This is a genomic window from Pararobbsia alpina (assembly GCF_965118125.1).
Classification (GTDB): domain Bacteria; phylum Pseudomonadota; class Gammaproteobacteria; order Burkholderiales; family Burkholderiaceae; genus Pararobbsia; species Pararobbsia alpina_A.
The window spans coordinates 400749-424555 of record NZ_OZ221287.1; the positions used below are offsets into that span (position 1 = coordinate 400749).

Sequence of the window (23807 nt, forward strand, 5' to 3'; positions counted from 1 at the left end):
TGAAACAGACAGTGAACCTGTGAGGCGGGCGGCAAACGACTAACCCGCTATTGTAGCCGAGAGCGCGAAAGCGGGTTTTGGGCGGCGAATTGGCCGCCCGCTGCGCGGAACGACCCGGAAATGCGCGAAAGGCGCGAACCGGTATCCGGGAAAGATCCCGGCGACTCGGTGGCACGACGCGAACGGATGGTGCCGGGGCCGCGCGGACACGGGTGTATTGCCGCCAACTGCGCGAATCCGTGACGTCGCGCATTCATAAATCGATCACTCAGCATATGTGCGACACGTTGTTTGTCGGCCTATCTTGCGGGCGCTTCGCTCGGCTACATTCGAGCGTGTAAGACAGCATGAATTTGAGATGTCACGATCGAAGCATGATGGCCGGTCGCAGAGCCGGGCACGGGGTCTCTACGGCAAGCCGCGCCAGGCAATGCGCCGCGAGCCAGGGGGCGAGCAGCGCCAGGACGCGGTAGGCAAGCAACGCCACGACCTAAGTCACGACCTAAGCCACGACCTAAGCCACGACCCGCGCCGCGGCCCCCGCCGCGAGCCCCGTGACAAACCCCTCCGCGAGCGCGATTGGGATGTGGCGCCCACGCCTGGACGGCGGCGGCTTGTCTCACTGGTCGTTCCTCTTCACAACGAAACCGACAACGTTGACGCGTTTTTCGGCGCCATCACACCGATCCTTCGGGGTCTGCATGCGCTCGACTACGAGATCGTCTGCGTGAACGACGGCAGCACCGACGACACGCTCGACAAGCTCGTCGCGTGGTCCGTCGCCGACCGGCATGTCCGCGTCGTCGATCTGTCGCGCAATTTCGGCAAGGAAGCCGCGCTGACCGCGGGAATCGACGAAGCGCGCGGCGATGCCGTCATACCGTTCGACGCCGACCTTCAGGATCCGCCCGACGTCATCCCCTGTCTCGTGCAACGCTGGCTCGAGGGCTTCGACGTCGTGCTGGCCATCCGGGCGAGACGCGACGCCGACACATGGCTCAAGCGCTGTACAGCGACGCTGTTCTATCGTTGCTACAACGCGATTTCCGATACCCCGATTCCTGACAACGCGGGCGACTTTCGCCTGATGTCACGACAGGTTGTCGATGCGCTCAGGGAGTTGCCCGAGAACCGGCGTTTCATGAAAGGGCTCTTTGCATGGGTCGGCTTTCGAACGACGTACGTCGAATACGTGCGTTGCGCGCGTGTCGGAGGTCGATCGAAGTTCTCGTGCTGGCGGCTCTGGAACTTCGCGCTCGAAGGGCTGACGAGCTTCGGCACGTTGCCCTTGCGCGTCTGGACCTATGCCGGCGGCATCGCCGCATGCAGCGCTCTGGTTCTGTCGGGATATTTCCTGCTGCGCACGCTGATCCAGGGCGTCGACGTGCCGGGATACGCGTCGATCATCACCGCCGTGCTGTTTCTCGGTGGCTTGCAGCTCGTGGGTATCGGTGTGATCGGCGAATATGTCGGCCGCATCTATACCGAGGCAAAGCGCCGGCCGATCTATATCGTGCGCAAAGTCTACGGAGCGCGATCGGCATGACGCGCGCCGATATTCAACGATTCGTCGGCTACGCCGGCGTCGGCGCATCGGGGACAGCGATTCAATACGTCGTGGTCGCCGTGCTGGTCGAAGCGGGGCTCTTCGGCATTGTCCCCGCCGCATGCCTGGGCACCACGGCAGGGGCGATCGTCAACTACGGCCTCAATTGCCGCTACGTATTTCGAACACGGATTGTGCACTGGCTGACCGCACCGCGATTCTTCAGCGTCGCCTTGCTGGGCGTCGTGCTAAACGGAGCGTTGATGGCGCTGCTCGTCGAGCGCATGAACATGCCGTGGTTCGCCGCGCAGTGTGCTGCCACGGCCTGCGTGATGCCGTTGACCTATATCGCGAGCGCCGTCTGGGCGTTCGGTTCGGAACGGGAGGACCGGTTCGAATGGATCGGACTCATTGCTGTCCATGCGATCGTCTGGACGATCGCCGCGTGGCTTTCGCGCGGCAATCTCGATCTTCAGGGCGACATGATCGAGAACTACGCCTGGGGCATTGAATGGCAGGCCGGATATGCCAAGCACCCGCCCCTTTTTGCCTGGATTGTCGCGGCGTGGTTCAGCGTATTTCCGCGCACGGATATCGCGTATTTCGCGCTGTCGGCGACCAACATCGCAATCGGCCTGTCGGGCATCGTGGCGATCGGCAGTTGTTTCTTGTCGAGACGATTCGCGGTGATGGCCGCATTGGCCATGGCGGTTTCGCCGCTGTATTCGAATCTCGCGATCAAATTCAATGCGAACGCCGTATTGCTGTCGGTATGGCCATGGACGGCCTATTGCTTTGTCCGTTTTGCGCAGACCGGGTCATGGCGCGCTGCGTTGGCCTTGGGCGTCACCGCCGGCGCAGCGATGCTGGGGAAATACTTTTCGATCGTCCTGTTGCTGGGGCTGTGTCTGGCCATGCTCGCGCGACCCGCGTGGCGCGAGCGGTTCTTCACCTGGCGTAGCGCGGCCGCGTTAGCCGCGTGTGCGGCCGTGCTGATGCCGCACGTCGCCTGGCTCGTCCATCATGACTTCATGACCTTCGGCTACGCGGGAGAGCGAACAGGCGGGACTGTGCGCGAGGCCGTCGCGAGACTCGGCGTCTATACGGCCGCGCAGATCGAATATCTCGTACTGAGCCTCGGTTTCATCGCCTTGTCCGTATGCGCGAGCAAGGGCGAAGCGCTGAAGTCGATGCTGGCGGCGTGTGGCAAGCCTTCGCGCAACCCGGGTCTCTGGTGGCTGAGTTTCGCGCCGATGTGTGTTGTTGCCTTTATTGCGATCGCGGCGCGAACGCAGATGGCCTCCGTCTGGGGCATGGCCCAGTGGTTTGCGATCACATCGTTGTGGGTTTATGCGCTTCGAGGCGAAGGCTTCGACGTAGCGCCCAGGCGCTCAGCGATCCTGATCGCCGGGTATTGGGCGATTGTCCTGGCCGTCTGCGCATCGATCGGCCTGATCGGCGCGATTCGGCACACAGACGACGCAGCGGAGCCGCGACAGGAGCTTGCGCAAGCGGCGCATGACCTATGGCGTCAGCGTGTCGGAGGCGATATTCCGATCGTCTCCGGATCCGTGCACGAGGCACAGTCGATCGTCTTCTATGGCAACGGGCGGTCGCGATTCTGGCATCTGGACAAGCCTTCCACGACGCCGTGGCTGACGCCAACCGATCTCGTGAAGCATGGCGCAGTGTTTGTCTGCCGGGCCGGCGACGAGCCATGCCTGTCTGCGAGCGCTTCCATCACGGGTAAGGAACCGATTCCCCTGGCCATCCGAAAGCGCGCATGGACCATCGAACAGCCGGCACATGACTACGTGCTGTTTTTGATGGCACCGCGGTCGTGACGGGACACGCTCTATTTGGACGAGGCGGTCTTTTCGCCGGTCGCGGATATTCCCGCTGCCGCATCAGGCGCCGGGCTATCCAGCTGATCCGCCGACCACCCTCCACCGAGATCGCCGAACAGTGATGCCGCGGCGATCAGCCGCTCCTGTTGCACGCTAAGCGCGGTCTGGCGCAGGCTGAGTTCGGTTGTCTGCGCAGTCGACACGGTCGTGTAGTCGACGGTGCCGGCCTGATATTCGTTGAACGCGATTTCGGTGCCATGCGCGGCGTCCTGCACCGCCTGGTCGACCGCGTTCGCCTGATCGGCAAGAATGCGCAGGCTCGCCAGATCGTCCTCGACGTTCTGGAATGCGCCGAGCACGGTACCGCGGTAGCTCGCAACCGCCGAGTCATATGCCGCTTTGGCCGCATCGACCTCACCACTGCGCAGTCCGCCGTCGAACACGGTTTCCGTTGCACTCGCGCCGAGCGACCAGACGTAGTTTCCGACCCGCAGCAGCCCCGACAACGGCGACTGCGTAAAGCCGATCGCACCATCGAGCGTGATGGTCGGGTAGTAGGCTGAGATGGCGACGCCGATGGCTGCGTTCTGGGCAGCCATCGTGCGCTCGGCCGCCGCGATATCGGGTCGACGTTGCAGCAGTGTCGACGGGACGGCAGGCGGGACATCGGGTAGCGCAGGCAATGTCGCATTCGCCGGCACGTCGAGGGTTTCCGGATTGCGCCCGACGAGCACGGCGATCGCATGTTCGTACTTGGCACGTGTCACGCCGAGCGCAATCAGGTTCGCCTGCGCGCTTTCGAGCTGGGTGCGCGCGGTAATCAGATCGGACGGCGGGATCGTCCCCGCGCGGTCCTGGTCGGCGATCACGCGCAGATAGTCCTGCCACGCCTTGACGGTGCGATTGAGCAGATCGACGTTGGCGTCGGTGATGCGGATATCGATGACGGCCGTCGCAAGCGCAACCTGCTCGGACAGCGTTGCATTGGCGTACACCGCCTGGGTCGACTGCGCTTCGGCCTTGCGCTCTTCGACTGTTCGGCGCACCTGTCCCCAGAAGTCGGGCGCCCAGCTGATATCGCCCTCGAGCGAGCCGGAGTTCACGATCGACGTCCGGTTGCTCAGTGAGCTGCGCGAGCGATCGCGCGTCGCGGAACCGGTGACGCCGATGGTCGGGAACAACCCCGATCGCGCTTCGCGGATCAGTGCGACGGCCTGCTGATAGTTGTAGTAGTCCGCGCGGACGGTCTGGTTCGACACGCTGACCTGCGGCTCGAGCTCATTGATCAACGGATCGTTGAACGCGGTCCACCAGTCACCCTTGGGGCCGTCGGCATTCGGCGCCGCCGCGGTCCAGCCCGGCAGTTCCTTGTACGTCGCGGGCACCGACACGGTGGGGCGCTGATAGTCAGGGCCGACCGTGCAGCCGGCGATGCACAGCACGGCGGCCACGCCGATTGCGCTCAGCGCGTACCCTTCGCGAATCGGTCGGCGGCCAGCCGCGTTGCCCGGCATCGACCTGGATGGCAACACGCCCATCGAAGCAGTCTCGGCCGGGCATTCCACTGCGCCCAACGCATCGGCATGCCGACGCCCGTCTTCCATCAACCCACGCATCGTCTTCATGATTCCGTCCTTGTCGACGCATCCCGGCTCCACGCCCGGCGCGACGACCATCGTGCGAGACGCGCCCGCAAACGATCGAGATACAGATAGATCACCGGTGTCGTGTACAGCGTGAACACCTGGCTGATCAACAAACCGCCCATGACGGTCACGCCGAGCGGTTGACGCAGCGACGCGCCCTGACCGATGCCGACCGCGAGCGGGAGTGCGCCGAGCACGGCAGCCGCGGTCGTCATCATGATCGGCCGCAGACGCTTGATCGCGGCCTCGTGAATCGCGGTGCGCGCGTCGAGCTTGTCGTCGCGCTGCAGCTGGATCGCGACGTCGACCATCATGATCCCGTTCTTCTTGACGATCCCGATCAGCAGAATGAAGCCGATCATCGAAATCACCGAGAAGGGCACGCCGAACACGAGCAAGGCGAGCGTCGCGCCGATACCGGCCGAAGGCAGCGTCGACAGAATCGTGATTGGGTGGATCGTGTTCTCGTACAGCACGCCAAGCACGATATAGACGACCACGAGCGCGGCGAGGATCAGCAAGGGCACCGCCGTCATCGAACTTGCGAAGGCCTGCGCGGCGCCCGCAAACGCGCCGTGCACCGATGCAGGCATGCCGATCGCCTGGCCGGCCTCATTGATCGCTGCCCCTGCGTTGCTCAGCGATCCGTTGCCCGGCAGGTTGAACGAGATCGTTGCGGCGACCAGTCCGCTCTGGTGATTCACCTGCGTGGCCGTGTGACTGTTCGAAAAAGTCGCGAGCATCGGGAACGGCACCATGGTTTCCGCCGCGGTACTGTCTGCGCTGCCGGTCGAGCTGCCCCCCTTGCTATTGGCAATGCTGTTGGTGGTCGCGTTCGCCTGTGCGTTCGAATTCAGCGCATTGCCCGAAGTCGTGCTGGTGGTCTTCACGCCGACCGTCGCGCCGGTGGCCAGTGTGCGCGTCGCCGTCGGCACGGTCCCGCCGGTGTACTGCGTCTGGGCCGTGCCCGTTGCATTGCCTGCCGCCGTGCTCGCGAAAATCTCGTTGAGCGATTGCGGGTACTGCCAATGCTCGGGCGACACTTCCATCACGACGAAGTACTGGTTCAGCGGGTTATAGATCGTCGACACCGTGCGCTGCCCGAATGCGTCGTACAGCACGCTGTCGAGCTGGTTTGGGTCGAAGCCGAAACGCTTGGCGGTCTGCCGGTTGAACGTGACCATCGTCTGCAGGCCGTGCTGCTGCAGATCGGAGTTGACGTCGACGAGCGCATCGCGATGCTTGCCGAGTTCGGCGACGAGGCGCGGCACCCATAGATACAGCGTCTGCGGGTCGTCGCAGGTCAGTGTGTACTGATACTCGGCGGCCGACTGGCGTCCGCCGATCCGCAAGTCCTGCTGAGCCTGCAGAAACAACTGTGCGCCCGCGACGGCGGCCAGCTTGGGCCGCAGGCGCGCGACGACGTCGGACGATGACGCATGACGCTCATTCAGCGGCTTGAGGGCAACGAACACATTGGCCGTATTCAATGCACGGCCACCGGTAAAGCCGGCCACGGCAGCGACGGCCGGATCGCGGCGGACGATGCTCTGCAACTGCGCGAGCTTCTTCTGCATCGCCGTGAATGAAATGCTCTGGTCGGCAATGATCTGTCCGATCAGCGTGCCGTTGTCCTGCTCGGGGAAGAACGTGCCGGGCAGCAAGCGGATCAACAGCACATTGGCGACAAGCAGACCGATCATCAGCAAGCCGACGAGCAGCGAGTGATCGAGCACGGCGTCGAGCGTGCGCGAATAGAAGTCGTGCATGCGCTCCTGTTGTCTGGTCATCCAGCGTGCGATGCGCGACTCCGAATGCTGTGCCTGTTCGCGGCTCAACACGTACGCGCACATGGTCGGCGTGATGGTCAGCGAAATCACCATCGACAGCAGGATCGCGATCGACAGCGTGACGGCGAACTCATGGAACAGCAGGCCGACGATGCCCGGCATCAGCAGGATCGGCAGAAACACCGCGATCAGCGACAAGCTCATCGACACGACGGTGAAGCCGACTTCGCCGCTGCCCTTGAACGCCGCTTCCCTCGGCGACAGCCCGGCCTCGAGATAGCGCACGATGTTCTCGAGCACGACGACTGCATCGTCGACGACGAAGCCGGTGCCGATGGTCAGCGCCATCATCGACAGGTTGTCGATGCTGTAACCCAGCAGCCACATCGGGCCGAAAGTGCCAATAATCGCCAGCGGCAACGCCACAGCCGGGATCAACGTGGCACGTGGCGACAGCAGGAACGCGAACACCACGCCGATCACCAGCAGCACGGCAAGGAACAGCGTGCGCTCGGTATCTGACACCGACGCCCGGATCGATTGCGAGTGGTCGACGTTGATGCCGATATGAATCGAGCTCGGCAGCGCGGCCTCGATCATCGGCAGCCGCGATTTGATCTGATCGACGGTGTTGACGATATTGCTGCCGGGCTCGGGGAACACGATGACGAGCACCGCCGATTGCCCATTCGCAAGCCCGGCGTTGCGGATGTTTTCGTTCGAGTCGATGACCTTCGCGATGTCGCGCAGCATGACGGGCGCGCCGTTGCGATACGCGACGACCAGACTTCGATACGGCGCAGCCTTGCCGATCTGATCGTTCGACAGGATCTCGTAGCGGTTGTCGCCCTGGTCGAGGTGCCCCTTCGGACTGTTGGCATTCGCCGCGGCAAGCGACGCGCGCACATCCTCGAGGCCGATGCCATAACTATTGAGCTTGGCAGGATCGAGTTCGACGCGCACGGACGGCAGCGCCCCACCGCCGAGTGTGATCTGGCCGACACCCTGGATCTGTGACAGCTGCTGCTGGATCACCGAGTCGGCGGAATCGTAGAGCTGCGCCTTGGTCATTGTGTCCGACGTCAGCGACAGCACCATCACCGGCGCATCGGCCGGGTTGTATCGGCGATACGTCGGGTTCGAGCGCAGGGTCGTCGGCAGATCCGCGCGCGCCGCCTGAATCGCGGCCTGCACGTCACGCGCGGCGCCGTTGATGTCGCGATCAAGACCGAATACGACGACGATCATCGTCGAGCCCACAAAGCTCTGCGAGGTGAGCTCCGACACGTCGGCAATGGTCGCGAGCCGCCGCTCGAGCGGCTCGGCGACGGTCGCTGCCATCGTGTCGGGGCTCGCGCCCGCGAGCTGCGCCTGCACGACGATGACGGGATACGCGACGTTCGGCAGCGGCGCGACGGGCATACGGAAATACGCGAGCATCCCCGAAATCAGCAGCGCGATCGCAAACAGCGTCGTTGCGACGGGCCGCCGGATAAAGATCGCGCACGGGTTCATGCGCCACCTTCGCCATCGGGCAGGCCCGGCGTGCCGGGCACTACACCGCCAGTACCGCCATTACCTCCATTCCCGCCGTTCCCGTCATTTCCGTGATTGCCGCCGGCGTCGCCACGGCGTGACTGACGGCGCTGCCGCACGCGCTCGGCGATGCGGTCGAACATCAGGTAGATCACGGGGGTCGTGAACAGCGTGAGCAACTGGCTCAGCGTGAGGCCGCCGATGATGGCCAGACCCAGCGGACGGCGCAATTCAGAGCCCGTGCCGGTGCCCACGAGCATCGGCAGCGCGCCGAGCATGGCCGCAAAGGTCGTCATCAGGATCGGGCGGAACCGCAGCAGCGAGGCTTCGAAGATCGCATCAAACGGCTTCTTGCCGTGGTTGCGTTCGGCATCGAGCGCAAAGTCGACGATCATGATCGCGTTCTTCTTCACGATCCCGATCAGCAGCACGATGCCGATAATGCCGATCACATCGAGGTCGCTGCCCGCGATCATCAGGGCAAGCAAGGCGCCGATCCCTGCCGAAGGCAGCGTCGACAGAATCGTGACGGGGTGGATAAAGCTCTCGTAGAGCACGCCGAGCACGATATACACGGCCACGAGCGCGGCGATCAGCAGCCACACTTCACTCGACAACGCGTCTTCGAAGGCGGATGCGGCGCCCTGGAACGACGACTCGATCGATGCGGGCAATTTCGCCGCGCTTTCGGCCTTGCGCACGTCGCTGACGGCGGTGCTCAGCGACGCGCCGCTTGTGAGGTTGAACGACAGCGTCGCCGACGGGAACTGCGAGAGGTGATTGATCGATAGCGGTGTCTTTGTCAGACGGATCGTCGCGATCTGGCTCAACGGCACCTGGCCCGTGCTGCTCGTCTGGCTCGGCAGATAGATATCGCCAAGCGCATTGATATTGGGCAACGTCTCGGGCTTCGCGACGAGGATCACGCGGTACTGGTCCGATTGCTGGAAGATCGTCGATACGATCCGCTGGCCCAGGGCGTCATAGAGTGCGTTGTCGATCGTTGCCGCTGTGATGCCGTAGCGCGCGGCGAGTTGCCGGTTGACTTCGACGTTGACGCCGAGCCCGTCGGTGTCGAGGTCGCTCTGCACGTCGGTGATCGAGCTGATGCCGCGCATCTTTGCAACCAGCGTCGGCACATATTGACGCAAGACATCCTGGCTTGGCCCGCGCAGCACGAGACGATACTGGTTCGGCGAGATGGTCGTGTCGAGTGTCAGATCCTGTACCGGTTGCAGATACAGTTTGACGCCCGGTACCGAGGCCGCCTGCTGCTGAATGCGCCGGCCGATTTCCGCCGCGGTGTCGGAGCGATCATCGTGGTCGCGCAGGTTGATCAGGAAGCGCCCGTTGTTCAGCGTCGGGTTCACACCGTCGATCCCGACATACGACGTGATCGAAACGACGTCGGGGTCCTTGAGGATCGCATCAGCCAGCTGCGATTGACGGTTGACCATCGCGTTGTACGACACGGAGGTGTCGGCCACGCTGATCGCCTGAATCACGCCGACGTCCTGCACGGGGAACAGCCCCTTCGGAATCACGACGTAGAGCAGGATCGTCAGCGCCAGCGTCACGAGTGCGACGAGCAGCGTGAGCGTCTGGTGGTCGAGCACCCAGCGCAGGCCCTTTTCGTAGGCTTCGAGCGTGCGTTCGAACAGTCCTTCGCTGATGCGTTCGAAACGGCTCGGCTTGCGTTCGGCCTGTGCGCGCAGGATCCGCGCGCAGAGCATCGGCACGACGGTCAGCGAGACAACCGCGGAGATCACGATGGTCACCGCAAGTGTCACCGCAAACTCGCTGAACAGACGGCCGATCACGCCGCCCATGAACAGCAGCGGGATCAGCACCGCGATCAGCGAAATCGTCAGCGACAGAATCGTGAAGCCGATCTGGCCCGCTCCCTCGAGCGCGGCCTCGAGCGGCGTCATGCCTTCCTCGAGATAGCGCACGATGTTCTCGATCATCACAATCGAGTCGTCGACGACGAAACCGGTCGCGATGATCAGGGCCATCAGCGACAGGTTGTCGATCGAGTAGTGAAGCTCGTACATCATCGCGAGCGTGCCGATCAGGGACACCGGCACCGCGATGCTCGGGATGATCGTCGCCGGCAGGTTGCGCAGGAACACGAAGATGACCATCACGACGAGCGCGATGGCGAGCAGCAGTTCCGTCGCCGCATCGAAGACCGAGGCACGGATCACGCCCGTGCTGTCGGTGACGATGCTGACCTGCATGCCGGCGGGCAGCGTGGCTTCGAGCAGCGGCAGTTGCTTCTTGATCTGGTTGACCGTGGCGATGACGTTCGCCCCCGGCTGACGCTGCACATTGAGCACGATCGCGGGCGTGCGGTTGACCCAGGCGCCGCGCTCGATGTCCTGCGGCGCCTGCGACACGCGGGCAACGTCGCGCAGAAACACCGGTGCGCCGTTCTGATACGCGATCACCGTATCGAGGTAGTCGTTCGGATCGGAGATCTGGTCGTTCGCGTTGATCGTGTAGTCGAGATCGGGCCCGTCGAAATTGCCCTTCGGCTGGCTCACGTTGACGTTCGCGAGCAGCGTGCGCAAGTCGTCGATGTTGAGGCCATAGCCCGCGAGCTTGTGCGGGTCTGCCTCGACGCGCACGGCCGGCACGTTGCCGCCCGCACTCGTGACCAGGCCCACCCCGGCGACTTCGGAGATCTTGGTGCCGAGCCGGTTGTTCGCGATGTCCTGCAGCTGCGTGAGCGACATCGACTTCGACGTGATCGCGAGCGTGAGGATCGGCTGGTCTGCCGGGTTGACCTTCGCATAGGTCGGCGGCGCGGGCAGGCCGGTCGGCAGGAAGCTGTTCGCCGCGTTGATCGCCTGCTGCACGTTTTGCTCGGCGATATCGAGGTTCAGCGACAGATCGAATTGCAGCGTGATGATCGACGCGCCCTCCGAGCTGTACGAGATCATCTGCTGCAGGCCGGGGATTTCGCCGAGCTGCACTTCGAGTGGCGCCGTGACGGTGGTCGCCATGACGTCGGGGCTCGCGCCCGGATAGAACGTCTGGACCTGGATGGTCGGATAGTCGACGTCGGGCAGTGACGACACCGGCAGAAAGCGCACCGAGACCAGGCCCACGAGCACGAGCGCGATCATCAGCAGCAGCGTCGCGACCGGCCGCAGAATAAAGAGGCGGGAGATATTCATTGCGCAGTCCGGTCCGGCTTACGCACCCGAGGCCGCCGATGCGGGCGCAGTACCGGAAGCCGCATCGGGCGCCGCGCCGGGGGCGGCACCTGAAGCCGCACCTGAAGCCCCCGCGGCTCCATGCGCGCTCGCGGGCCGGATCTTCGCGCCATCGCTGAGCCGGTCGACCCCGTCGGTCACGACTTGCTGGCCCGCTGTGAGGCCGGCGGTGACCACGGTGTTCTTGCCGTCGCTCGGCCCGATCGTGATCTTGTGGACCGACACCGTTTCGTTCGAGTTGACGAGATAGACATAGTCACCCGGTGCACCTGTCTGCACAGCGGAGGTCGGCACGAGCACCGCGTTCGTCAGCGTGTTGACGGTGAGCCGGATGTTGACGAATTCGTTCGGGAACAGCGCCTCGTCGTCGTTGGCAAAAGTCGCTCGCAGCGTGACTGTGCCGGTCGACGTGGCCATCTGGTTGCTGATCGCGTAGAGCGTGCCGTTGGCGATCAGCTTGTCGCCGTCGGCCGTATAGGCCGACACCGCGAGCTTCGCGCCGCTGCCGAAACGCTGGAGCACGTCCGACAGAGAGTTCTGCGGCACGGTGAACTGAACGGTCGTCGGCTTCATCTGCGTGATCACGACAATGCCCGTCGAGCTCGACGCGGTCACATAGTTGCCCGGATCGACGAGGCGCAAGCCCACGCGTCCCGAGACGGGTGCCGTGATGCGGCAGTAAATGAGGTCGAGATCGAACTGCGCGATGTTGGCCTCGTCGGACTGCACCGCGGCCTGGTCCTGCTGGACCGTGAACTTCTGGTCCTCATACGTCTGTTCGGCGATCGACTTGCGCTGCGCAAGGTCGGTATAGCGCGCGAGGTCCGACTGCGCCTGAGCGAGGCTTGCTTTGTCCTTGGCCAGTTGTGCCTGCGCCTGCTGCTTGCTGATCTGATATTGGCGCGGGTCGATCTGCGCGAGGAACTGCCCCTTGGTGACGTCCTGACCTTCGTGATACCCGACTTCGGTCAGATAGCCGCTGAGCTGCGGCAAGACCGTGACCGTCGCGACGGGTGTCACGGTGCCGAGCTCCTTGAGCACGACAGGCATCGAACCCGATGCGACGGCGGCCACCGTGACGACTTGCGCCTGCGGGGTGCGCGCAGGCGGCTTGCGATGCACGAGGTGGAAGACGATCAGGGCGATCACGACAAGGGCAATCACGATCAGCACGAGATTGCGGGTGCGATGGGACCGCGGCGCCGACGCGCTCGTTTGACTCATTCGGTTCTCCGGAACGGCCAATGCAACGACACGAAAAGCGTGGTCGCGCCTGGCGTACTGCGTCACAAACGTTTCACGAATGGCCGAGTGTATCGGCGTTTACGCGGACATTGACATTGCAGGGACCGTAACGCGCGTTCCGTAATATTACGAAGTTTCTGGCACCTGACACGCATCGTTTCGATGTCTTTGCCGTTGGCGATTCGAAAGGAACGCGCGATAGCCGTAACGATGCGGGCTTCGGCGGAAATGCCGTGAATACGGCTCAGCGAAGAGAGGGTGAATATGACCGGGAGGTCATATTCGTGTCAGCTTGGGGAGACCTCAATCCATCCCGAGGCGCGAACGGATTGCGGGCATCATGCGCTCGACGGCCGCGCGTCCTTCCTCGATGGCAGGCGCCGCATGATGGAAATCGAAGATCCGCATGCCGCCAAGACGCGGCTGGATCAGGATGTCGGCCGGCTCGCCGGCGAGACGGCTGCGCGTGATGCGCACCTGCATGATGTCGATGCTCTGGCCGATCGCACTCATCAATGACGGGATGCGCGCACTCGGGGCCGGCGGCGTATGCACGTCGTAGTCGGGGTTCGGCGCGAGCCACTTGGGCCAGGGCTTGCCGTTCTTGCGCAAGGCGACAGGCGGTGTTTCTGGATCGGCCGACAGGACGACTGCGTCGGAGTGTGACTCGAGCGGCTTGTCGTCGGCGGTCAATGCTTCCTTCGCAACGCGCGGCGGCAACTCGGGCGTCGGACCGCCGAAGTCGCGACCGTTCAGGATGTCGTTGTTGAGATCGATCGCGATCACGCAATCCGCGCGCATCGCGCGCGCAACGGACACGGGCACCGGATTCGCGAGACCGCCGTCGACCAGCCAGACCCCGTCGTGATAGACGGGCTGGAAGATGCCGGGAATCGCAATCGAGGCGCGCACGGCGTCGACGATGCTGCCGTTCTGCATCCACACCTCGCGTCCCGTATCGAGTTCGGTCGCTACGGCAGCGAAGGGCTTCCGAAGATCGAGGATCGTGCGCTCGTTGAACTGATGCGCGAAGACGTCGAGCACCTTCTTGCCGCCGAGCAGACCGCCGGAAAACTTGATGTCGAGCAGGCGCAGCACTGACTGCCATGTGAGCCGCGAGACCCATTGCTCGAGCCAGTCGAGGTCGCCGTTGGCGTAGACCGCGCCGACGAGCGCGCCGATCGATGTCCCGCAGACGATGTCGGGATGGATGCCCGCTTCCTCGAGCGCGCGGATCGCACCGATATGCGCCCAGCCGCGTGCGGCGCCGCCACCGAGTACGAGCCCGAGCCTGCGGGGTGCATGGCGGCGGATCATGACGCGCACCTCGCAATGTGCCGGTCGGACGGAGCGAAGCGCCTCGTCAGGCGCCGAGCACAGTGCTGACTACGGTGCTGAGTGGGATGCTGACTGAGGAGCCAAGTCAGGAGCGAAGTGAAGCGCAGTCCCACGAGGCGCGCATCCCGGAATGCGGGTGCCGTTGACGTGGCGTTGGGCGTCGTTGTCGCGATCGCGTAGCGGCTGTTCATGCGGGGATTATCGCACCGCGTACCGGGATGGCGCAGGCGCACGGCACACCCTGGACGATGGGGACCGACGGTATACCAGCCTGCTGCGGCGGGCGTTGCGCGGTTGTTTTGAACCGATTCAATCGCATCAATCGAGACAATCGCAATACATCGATACCAAGGATTCCTATTAAGTTAAAAGACAAGTATTTTGATTGCTCCGTTTTATTGAATTTGCAATCAATTCCGAACGAGCAGATTTATTCATGAGTCAATAATCCGTTCGTATTAGTCCGGTTGTTTCATGTACTTTTAATATTTCTGTGCCGCCCGGCATCTTCTATCGATTGGCATAATTTTAAGGATTTAGAAAGGTTTAAGTAATATTGAGGTGAAATGACAAGTGACACTTGCCGCTTTCTTAGGCAAAACGAATAAGAAATACTGACAATGTTGTTTATGTTGGGATGAGAACAAGAGTGCTGACAAGTTCATCGTTTTAGAATAAAAATTCGAGAACCTAGGGTTTACCCCTAATCATCTCCAGCAGGAATTGCCGATAATGCGGGCGGTTGCTTTCGAAAAGCGAAACGTTTGCACTCGTCCCGTAGCGGAAGTGCAAGCACGCGGCAAGGCGGTGGAATTCCACCAAACAGGATTGGCAGTCGGTCGGATACTCCGGCGCGACTTTAAGCGGTGCGCTCCCTTTAGTACGACAAACTCGAATCGCCTGATGAAAGGCGAGCGGTTTTTTGCGCGCCTGAAAAAAGCATAAAAATCCAGGAATTCAACATGCATCCTCATGTTAGGCAATTTGCCTGGCAGCGTGCTGGTTTGCTTTTCGTTATTTGGGGGCTATTGCTCCTCATCGCGACGCACGCCTTCGCCGGTGATTCTTTACCGCCATCGAATCACATCAAAATCAATCTCGGCGCGACACCCTGGAAGTACATCAAGGATGTCGATGATCCGAATTCGAGCCTGCCGACGTATAACGACGCCACGTGGAGCTCGATCGGTGTGCCGCAGACGCCCGCGGACAACGATACGTTCATCAACACCCAGTCGGGTGGCGGTCAGGGCTTCCTGACAGGCAATATCAACTGGTATCGCAAGCACTTCACGCTCGATCAGTCGCTCCAGAATCGCAAGATCCTGGTCGAGTTCGAAGGCGCGCACACGGGTGCTCAGGTCTACATCAACGGCCAGTTCATCAAGGGCAACAGCCTCGTCAACCCGCAAGCGACACACGTGATCGGGTTTATCCCGTTTATCGTCGACATCACGAACTACGTGAAATTCGGCGGCGCGGACAACGTGCTGGCCGTCAAGGTCGCGCGTGGCGACACGTTCTTCGAGTCGCCGAGCTTCTCGGGCGCCTTCCGTTTCGGTCAGGACGACACGGGTCTGTTCCGTCCGGTGTGGATGCACATCACGGACAAGGTGCATATCCCCGAGAACGTCTACGCCGTGCTCAACACGTGGGGTACGTACGTCTCGACGATCTCGGCGAACGATTCGTCGGCGACGATTCGCGTGCAGACCAACGTCCTCAACGAAAACCCGAGCGACCAGCCGGCGACGCTCACGACGCAGATCGTCGACGCGAACGGCACGGTCGTCGCGACCGCGCAGGATGCGCGCACCTTGCCGGCGAATGCGACCGGCTCGCTGAACCCGACGTTGTTCGATCAGGTCCTGACCGTCTCCAACCCGACGCTCTGGTATCCGAACAACAGCGTGTACGGCAAGCCGTACATGTACCGCGTGATTCATTCGGTCAGTATCAACGGCGTGGTCGTCGATGCGAAGTCGACGCCGCTCGGTATCCGCACGATCACGTGGGACCAGAATTTCCCGATCATCAATGGCCATGCGCACTACCTGTGGGGCGCATCGGGCCGTTATGACTATCCGGCGCTCGGTTCGGCCGTGCCGCCCGAACTCCAGTGGCGCGACCTGTACCTGCTGTCGCAGGCAGGCGGCAGCCTGTATCGCCCTGGGCACTCGAGCCAGGGCCGCGACTTCCTCGACGCCGCCGACGCGTACGGCGTGATGATGGTCCAGCCGAGCGGCGACGGCGAAAACGGCTTTGCGCTGATCTGCTCGTCGTCGGTCACAACCGGCTGTACGACGCTCGACAACGCCCAGCTCAAGACCGAGCTGCATCGCGACATGATCGTTCATGATCGCAACCACCCGTCGGTGCTGTCGTGGGAAGCGGACAATGGCGCAACGGACACCAACTTTGCGAAGTCGCTCAAGACGCTCTCGCAGCAGTGGGACCCGATCAACACGCGCGCGCAGTCGGACCGCACACCGAACCCGGCGAATGGCGACATCCTGGGCTGTAGCGGCCAGGGTTGCGACATCAACGTCAAGAAGGACTACCCGGGCACGCCGGCATGGGGCTCCGAATACTGGGGTGACGGTGTCGGCCGCTGGAAGTACGACTACGAAATCGCGTTCGCCGCGAGCTATATCCGCGACTGGGTCCACAGCATGGTGGGCAAGTCGTTCGGCATCGCGCACTGGTATCTCGCCGATACCCCGGGCGAAATCAACACGCAGACTGACGGCGTGCTGAACACCGAGGTGCGCTCGAACGGCGCCTCGATGATGGACTGGAACCGTCTGCCGCGCCTGCTGTACTACATCTATGAAGCCGCGTGGACGCCGTTCCAGGTGAAGCCGGTCGTCAAGCTGGCGAACACGTGGAATCGCACGGGTATCGTGCGGGTCAACGCGTTCAGCAATTGCCCGAGCGTGCGCCTGGTCCTCAACGGTCAGCAAGTCGGTGGCGAACAGATCCCGAATCCGCAGAACTCGGATCCGTCGGCCGACATCACGCAGAACACCACGCTGCTGCCGGGCCAGGTCCACTGGGACAACGTGACGTGGGCGCCGGGCACCCTCGTGGCTCAGTGTCTCGACGCAAACAAGCAGGTTGCCGCGAGCGATCAGCTCGTGACGGCCGGCGCAGCGACGCACATCCTGTTGACGGTCGATCCGCGCCTGGTCAAGCCCAATGGCGACGTGTTCGCGCTGACGGCCAACGGCACGGATGCAGCGATCATCACGGCACAAGTTGTCGACGCGAACAACATCCTCGTGCCCGATGCGAACCAGGAGCTGACGTTCGCCGTCAGCGGTCCGGGCACGTATCGCGGAGGTGCCGATCACTACGTGACCGACAGCCAGCCCCTGGGCTATCACGCGCCGGGTGACACGCACCTGATCGCCGAAGGCGGTATGACGAAGGTTGCCGTGCGCACGCAATTCCAGCCGGGCACGGTGACGGTCACGGCGAGCGCGCCGGGCCTTGCTGGCGGCTCGACCACGTTCAACGTGGTGCCGGCAGTCAATGCTCAAACGTTCGACGGCAACGACCTCGACGTCGGCCCGCAAGCGCAGGCCGCGCTGCAGATCGTCACGCAACCGGCCGACACGATCGTCACGGTCGGTCAGTCCGGGCAGTTCTCCGTGCTGACGGCCGGCACAGCGCCGATCTCGTATCAGTGGATGAAGAACGGCATCGCGATTCCGGGTGCGACGAGCTACACGTACACGACACCGGCCCTGCAGACGACCGACAGCGGTGCAACGTTCGGCGTCACCGTCAGCAACGCGAGCGGCAATGTGCCGTCGCGCTCGGCGGTCGTGACCATCGTGCAGCCGCAGAAGCCCGCGATCGTGACGCAGCCGCTGGCAGAGAGCATCACCGCTGGCCAGAGCGCTGAATTCGCGGTCAGCGCATCGGGTTCGCCGGTGTTGACGTATCAGTGGGAAAAGAACGGCACCGCGATCCAGGGTGCAACGCAGCCGGTGTATGACACGCCGATCATGCAGGTCACCGACTCGGGTGCGACCTATGACTGCGTCGTCACGAACAGTGCCGGCACGATCACGTCGAACAAGGTCGCGTTGACGGTCAGCGTGGCGACGGCACCGTCGATCGTCTCGCAGCCGGCCAGCATGACCGTGCCGTTCGGCCAGAGCGTGACGTTCAATGTGAACGCCACGGGCTCGACGCCGCTCTCGTATCAATGGAGCAAGGACGGCGTCAATATCGGCTCGAACTCGTCGAGCTATCTGATCTCCGAAGCGCAAGGCTCCGACGCAGGCAACTATGTCGTGACCGTGACCAACAGTGCGGGCAGCGTGCAGAGCACGCCGGCGACGCTGACGGTCAGCGGCGCCGACGACTCGGACCTCGCGCTCGGCGCGAAGGCCATGTCGAGCTCGGATCAGAACGGTGGTCTGGTCGCGCAAAACGCGATCGACGGTTCGCTGGCCACGCGCTGGTCGTCGGCCCCGAACATCGACCCGTCGTGGATCACGATCGATCTGGGTTCGGTGCAGACGTTCGACAAGGTCGTGCTCGTCTGGGAAAACGCTTACGCGTCGCAGTACGACATCCAGGTGTCGAACGACAACGTGAACTTCACGAGCGTGCTCGGCGGTCCGGTACAAGGCTTCGGCGGTACCGAAACGCACACGTTCGCGAGCACGTCGGCCCGTTATGTCCGCATGCTGGGCCTGCAACGCGCGACGCAGTACGGCTACTCGCTGTTCGAGTTCCAGGTCCTCGATGCGCCGCAGTGCGGCAGTGCGACCGAGCGCTTCACGGTGCTCGGCGCGAAGCCCGGCACGTGGCAGTCGACGATCGACGGCCTGCCGTCGGGCCCGTTCGTGCCGACCGTGCGCGACAACGCAAGCAGCCTCGTCTGGCAGCAGTACTACACGACGTTCCCGCAACAGGGCGCGCAGTTCACGCAGACCGTCGCAGCGCAGTACTGCTCGGCCGTCGGCATGCGTCTGCCGACGCAAGCGGAAGCGATGACGATTGCACGCGCCAACTACGCGTCGTGCGCGTTCCCGTCGCCGTGGAGCACGTGGACGACGACGCCGGTGCCGAATAACGGAGGCGATGCGTACTTCGTGTCGTCGTCGGGTCAGGCGTGGGCGGGCATCATCAACAACACGCCGGGCTGGGCCGTGTGCGTATCGGGTGCATCGGCTGCGATGCCGGTGATCACGGCACAACCGTCGAGTGTGACGGCGCAGGAAGGACAGAGCGCGCAGTTCACGGTCGGCGTGACCGGCACGGGTCCGCTGAGCTATCAGTGGATGCGTAACGGCCAGGTTGTCGCGATCACCACCAACCCGACGTACACGACGCCGGCGTTGACGGTGGCCAATGACAATGGTGCGGTCTATAGCGTGTCGATCAGCAACGCCGGCGGCACCGTGCCGAGCGGTTCGGCCACGCTGACCGTCGTCGCCGCAACGACGGGCGGCAATGGCACCGGCAATACCGGCACCGGCAACAATGGCGGTACGGGCGACAACGGCGGCACCGGCAACAACGGTGGCACGGGCAACAACGGCGGTACCCCGCCGCCTCCGCCCACACCGAGCGCCAACCTCGCACTGGGCAAGGTCGCCACGTCGAGCGGCAACGAAAACTCGGGCTATACGCCGGGCAATGCAACCGACGGCAACCTCGGTTCGCGCTGGTCATCGTCGTTCACCGATCCGTCGTGGATCGACGTCGATCTGGGCTCGGTCCAGACGATCGACCGCGTCGTGCTGCGCTGGCAGGACTCGTATGGCGTGCAGTACAAGATCCAGGTCTCGAGCGACAACTCGAACTGGCAGGACGTCTATACGCAGGCCAACGGCAAGGGCGGCACGGAAGACCTTCGCTTTACCGCGACGCAGGCCCGCTATGTGCGCATGTACGGCACGCAGCGCGCAACGCAGTACGGCTACTCGCTGTATGAGTTCGAGGTCTACAACACGGCCAACACGCCGCAGTTCCCGGTGACGGCAACGGCCACCGCGGGCGGCACGATCACGCCGGCCGGCAGCACGTCGATCTATCAGGGCGGCACGCAGACGTACACGTTTGCACCGGCTGCGGGCCTTGCGGTCACGCGTGTCGATATCGACGGCAAGAGCATCGGTATCGCACCGGGCTACACGTTCGACAACGTTCAGGCAGCGCATTCGATCAACGTGACGTACGGTCCGGCTTCGGCCGCCGTGAATCTCGCGATCGGTTCGACGGCGACGTCGAGCGGCCTCGAGAGCGATGCGTATCCTGCGTCTGCTGCAGTCGATAACGACATGACCACACGCTGGTCGTCGTCCTTCGTGAGCCCGTCGTGGATCCAGCTCGATCTCGGCAGCGCGAAGACGTTCGATCGCGTGATCCTGTTCTGGCAGAACGCGTATGCGACGCAGTATCAGATCCAGACGTCCAATGACGGTGTGGACTGGTCGTACGTGGCGTTCAACCAGCCCAACGGTCAGGGTGGCATCGAAGACATGACGTTCACGCCGGTCACGGCGCGCTATGTCCGGATGTACGGCACGGCGAAGAACACGGGCTACGGCTACTCGCTGTGGGAATTCCAGGTGTACAACCAGCCGGTCGCTCCGGTCATCTCGACGCAGCCGGCTTCGGTCACCGTCGCACCGGGCGACAGCGCGACGTTCACTGTCGCGGCAAGCGGCCAGGGCACGCTGAGCTACCAGTGGCTGCGCGGCGGTCAGGCCGTGCAGACGGGTGCCTCGCCGAGCTACACCACGCCGGCAGTGACGGCAAACGATGACGGCGCGCAATTCGCGGTGGTCGTCAGCAACGCGACGGGGAGCGTCACAAGCGCCACCGCCACGTTGTCGGTCAAGGCCGTTGCGCCGGCTATCACGACGCAACCGGCCTCGATCACCGTGAATCAGGGCAGCACCGCCACGTTCACGGTGGCGGCTACGGGTACCGGCCCGCTGAGCTATCAATGGCTCAAGGGCAACACGCCCGTTGCGACCACGACGACGCCGAGCTATACGACGCCGGCCACGACGACTGACGACAACGGCACGACGTATAGCGTTGTCGTCAGCAACACGGCAGGCAGCGTGACGAGCTCGGTCGCCACGTTGACGGTCACGCCGAGCGCAAGCAACGGCAACGGCAACAGTGCATCGAGCCCGAACCTCGCGCTCAACATGAACGTGATGGCAAGCGGCGCGCAGGACGCAGGATGGGCGGCGGCCAACGCGGTCGACGGCAACCTGGGTTCGCGCTGGTCGTCGGACTTCAACGACAACGCATGGATCACGGTCGACCTCGGTCAGCCGAAGGCGTTCGACCGCATCGTGCTGCGTTGGGAGAATGCGTACGGCAAGTCGTACCTGATCCAGACGTCGAACGACAACGCGACGTGGTCGACGCTCGTCACGCAGACGGCCGGCCAGGGCGGCAACGAAGACATTCCCGTTGCGCTCACGACCGCGCGCTACGTCCGCATGCAGGGTGTTCAGCGTGCGACGCAGTACGGCTACTCGCTGTATGAGTTCGAGATCTACAACACGGCCAACACGCCGAAGTTCACCGTTACGGCAACGGCTGGCGCGAACGGCACGATCACGCCGAGTGGTCAGGTCGGCGTGCTGCTCGGTGCATCGCCGACTTTCACGGCCGTGCCGGCAACGGGCTTTGGTGTCGGCGGCATGACGGTCGATGGTCAGTCGGTAGGTGTGCTGCCTTCGTACACGTTCACGGATGTCACCGCGGCACACAGCATCAGCGTGAGCTTCGTGTCGCAAGCGGCCACGACGAACCTGGCGCTGCATCAGCCGGCGACGTCGAGCGGCGATGAGAATGCGGGTCTGCCGCCGACCAATGCGGTCGATGGCGATCAGACCACGCGCTGGTCGTCGGCCTTCGTCGACAACGCCTGGATCACGGTCGATCTGGGCTCGGAGCAGACGTTCAATCGCGTGGTGCTGCGTTGGGAAAACGCTCACGCGAACGCGTATCAGATTCAGGCGTCGCATGACAACGTGAACTGGACGAACACGATCTACACGCAGAATGCGAGCAAGGGCGGTGTCGAGGACTTCCCGGTCCCGACCACGACGGCACGCTATATCCGCATGCAGGGTGTTCAGCGTTCGTCGCCGTACGGCTACTCGCTGTACGAGTTCGAGGTCTACAACAACGGTGCATCGTCGGGTAACTCGGGCAGCTCGGGCAATTCGGGCACGCAGCCGCAGGCCACGTTTATCGAACAGCCGGCCACGCAGACCGTGCCGGTCGGCCAGAGTGGCCACTTCGCGGTGCTGATGGCGGGCACGGGACCGTACACGTATCAGTGGCTGCGCGGTACGCAGCCGGTGACGGGTGCGACCTCGCGGACGTACGACACACCGGCGACGACGGCTGCCGATAACGGTTCGGCCTATAGCGTCAACGTAACGGGCCCTGACGGCACGGTGTCGGCGTCGAACCCGGCCACGCTGTCGGTCAACAGCACGAAGCTGAACTACACGGTTAAGCCGGGCTTTATCACGGTCGACCTCGCGAACAATACACAGGGCGCCTATACGGACGATCAGGTGTACATCGTGGGCATCGGGCGCGATCCGGTCACGAACGTGTTCTCGTGGCTCAATCCGGATGGCACGCTGACGCCGATGTCGGTCGCCGACAACACCGCGGCCAATCACCTGACGGCGCCGGCGAACGGCCAGAGCTACCCGAACCACGGCTTCTCCCTCGCGCAGTTCAAGTCGATGGTAATTCCGCCGATGGGCGCAGGCCGTCTCTACGTGTCGCTCGGCAGCCCGCTGTATATCGCGGTCAATCAGGATATCAACGGCAATGTCGCCTTTGCAGGCCCGAGTCCGCAGAACACGTCGGACCCGAACGAAAACATCAACTTCGACTGGTACGAGTTTTCGTACGGCGGAAACGGTGTCTGGATCAACACAACGCAAGTCGACGAGTTCGGTTTCCCGCTGACGGAAGACGTCTACGCGCAGGGCGGAACGTGGCACCAGCAGACCGGCATCACGCAGCACCATGCCGACCTGATGGCCGCCTATGCGAAGGAAGTCTCGAGCGCGTTCCAGCCGGTGCCGTCGTCGCCGTATCGAATCATGTCGCCGGGCCTGAGCACGTTCGCGGCGGGGCAAGCGAACAGCACGTACTTCGACGCGTATATCAACGAAGCCTGGACGTATTACGCGTCGCATGACTTCGTCGTGACGGTCGGTGCGCGCCAGTTCAGCGGTCGTACCCAGGGCGACACGATCGTGTTCAACGAAGTGAACCTGAACAACGGTCAGTTCCAGGGCGAAGTGGCGAACATCGGCAAGCCGACGACGACGCAAGTGATCCAGGACAGCGGGCCGCTTGCATCGGGCACCGCGGTGGAGCAGGCGATCGAAGCGCAGATCGGCGCGGCATTCAACCGTCACGTCGTCGAGGATGTGACGAAGTGGAGCACGCCGTCGGCGTGGTACGCGGCTTCACCGTCGAATGAATACGCGCGCTTCTGGCACGACCACAACGTCAGCGGACTCGCCTACGGCTTCTCGTTCGACGACGTGGACAACCAGAGTTCGACGATTCAGTCGCCGAATCCGGAGCACATCGTGCTGGGTATTGGATGGTGA

At 63.3% G+C, this 23807-nt stretch carries 8 protein-coding genes; 3 read left to right on the top strand and 5 right to left on the bottom strand.

Going from position 1 to position 23807, the window contains the following annotated elements; translation table 11 throughout:
• Window positions 1–586 precede the first annotated feature (586 nt).
• Together ACMFWR_RS01685 and ACMFWR_RS01690 are read left to right on the top strand one after the other, a co-directional pair.
• Entirely contained in the window at window positions 587–1546 is a 960-nt protein-coding gene (locus ACMFWR_RS01685) for a glycosyltransferase family 2 protein (protein ID WP_413193329.1), read from the top strand.
• Complete coding sequence (locus ACMFWR_RS01690) at window positions 1543–3390, top strand: glycosyltransferase family 39 protein (RefSeq protein WP_413193330.1); 1848 nt, start codon at window positions 1543–1545, stop codon at window positions 3388–3390. Before ACMFWR_RS01685 ends, ACMFWR_RS01690 begins: the two co-directional genes overlap by 4 nt.
• An 11-nt stretch (window positions 3391–3401) precedes the next feature.
• Here ACMFWR_RS01690 and ACMFWR_RS01695 read toward each other — a convergent pair whose 3' ends face one another.
• The 5 genes from ACMFWR_RS01695 to ACMFWR_RS01715 all read right to left on the bottom strand — a co-directional run bounded on the left by ACMFWR_RS01695 (window position 3402) and on the right by ACMFWR_RS01715 (window position 14148).
• Window positions 3402–4907, bottom strand: a complete 1506-nt coding sequence (locus ACMFWR_RS01695) for an efflux transporter outer membrane subunit (protein WP_413194729.1) — start codon at window positions 4905–4907, stop codon at window positions 3402–3404.
• A gap of 107 nt (window positions 4908–5014) precedes the next feature.
• On the bottom strand, window positions 5015–8344 hold the full coding sequence (locus ACMFWR_RS01700; RefSeq protein ID WP_413193331.1) for an efflux RND transporter permease subunit: 3330 nt from the start codon (window positions 8342–8344) through the stop codon (window positions 5015–5017).
• Window positions 8341–11547, bottom strand: a complete 3207-nt coding sequence (locus tag ACMFWR_RS01705) for an efflux RND transporter permease subunit (RefSeq protein ID WP_413193332.1) — start codon at window positions 11545–11547, stop codon at window positions 8341–8343. The genes ACMFWR_RS01700 and ACMFWR_RS01705 overlap by 4 nt, the downstream gene beginning before the upstream one ends.
• 18 nt (window positions 11548–11565) lie before the next feature.
• Entirely contained in the window at window positions 11566–12810 is a 1245-nt protein-coding gene (locus tag ACMFWR_RS01710; protein WP_413193333.1) for an efflux RND transporter periplasmic adaptor subunit, read from the bottom strand.
• A gap of 324 nt (window positions 12811–13134) precedes the next feature.
• Complete coding sequence (locus tag ACMFWR_RS01715) at window positions 13135–14148, bottom strand: patatin-like phospholipase family protein (protein WP_413193334.1); 1014 nt, start codon at window positions 14146–14148, stop codon at window positions 13135–13137.
• 1025 nt (window positions 14149–15173) lie between these two features.
• Here ACMFWR_RS01715 and ACMFWR_RS01720 point away from each other — a divergent pair.
• Entirely contained in the window at window positions 15174–23807 is an 8634-nt protein-coding gene (locus ACMFWR_RS01720) for a discoidin domain-containing protein (RefSeq protein WP_413193335.1), read from the top strand.

Bases quoted from the DNA above. Each gene is read 5' to 3' on its own strand.
- ACMFWR_RS01695 (WP_413194729.1), bottom strand. From the start codon at position 4,907: ATGCCGGGCAACGCGGCTGGCCGCCGACCGATTCGCGAAGGGTACGCG.
- ACMFWR_RS01705 (WP_413193332.1), bottom strand. From the start codon at position 11,547: ATGAATATCTCCCGCCTCTTTATTCTGCGGCCGGTCGCGACGCTGCTG.
- ACMFWR_RS01715 (WP_413193334.1), bottom strand. From the start codon at position 14,148: ATGATCCGCCGCCATGCACCCCGCAGGCTCGGGCTCGTACTCGGTGGC.
- ACMFWR_RS01690 (WP_413193330.1), top strand. From the start codon at position 1,543: ATGACGCGCGCCGATATTCAACGATTCGTCGGCTACGCCGGCGTCGGC.
- ACMFWR_RS01700 (WP_413193331.1), bottom strand. From the start codon at position 8,344: ATGAACCCGTGCGCGATCTTTATCCGGCGGCCCGTCGCAACGACGCTG.
- ACMFWR_RS01710 (WP_413193333.1), bottom strand. From the start codon at position 12,810: ATGAGTCAAACGAGCGCGTCGGCGCCGCGGTCCCATCGCACCCGCAAT.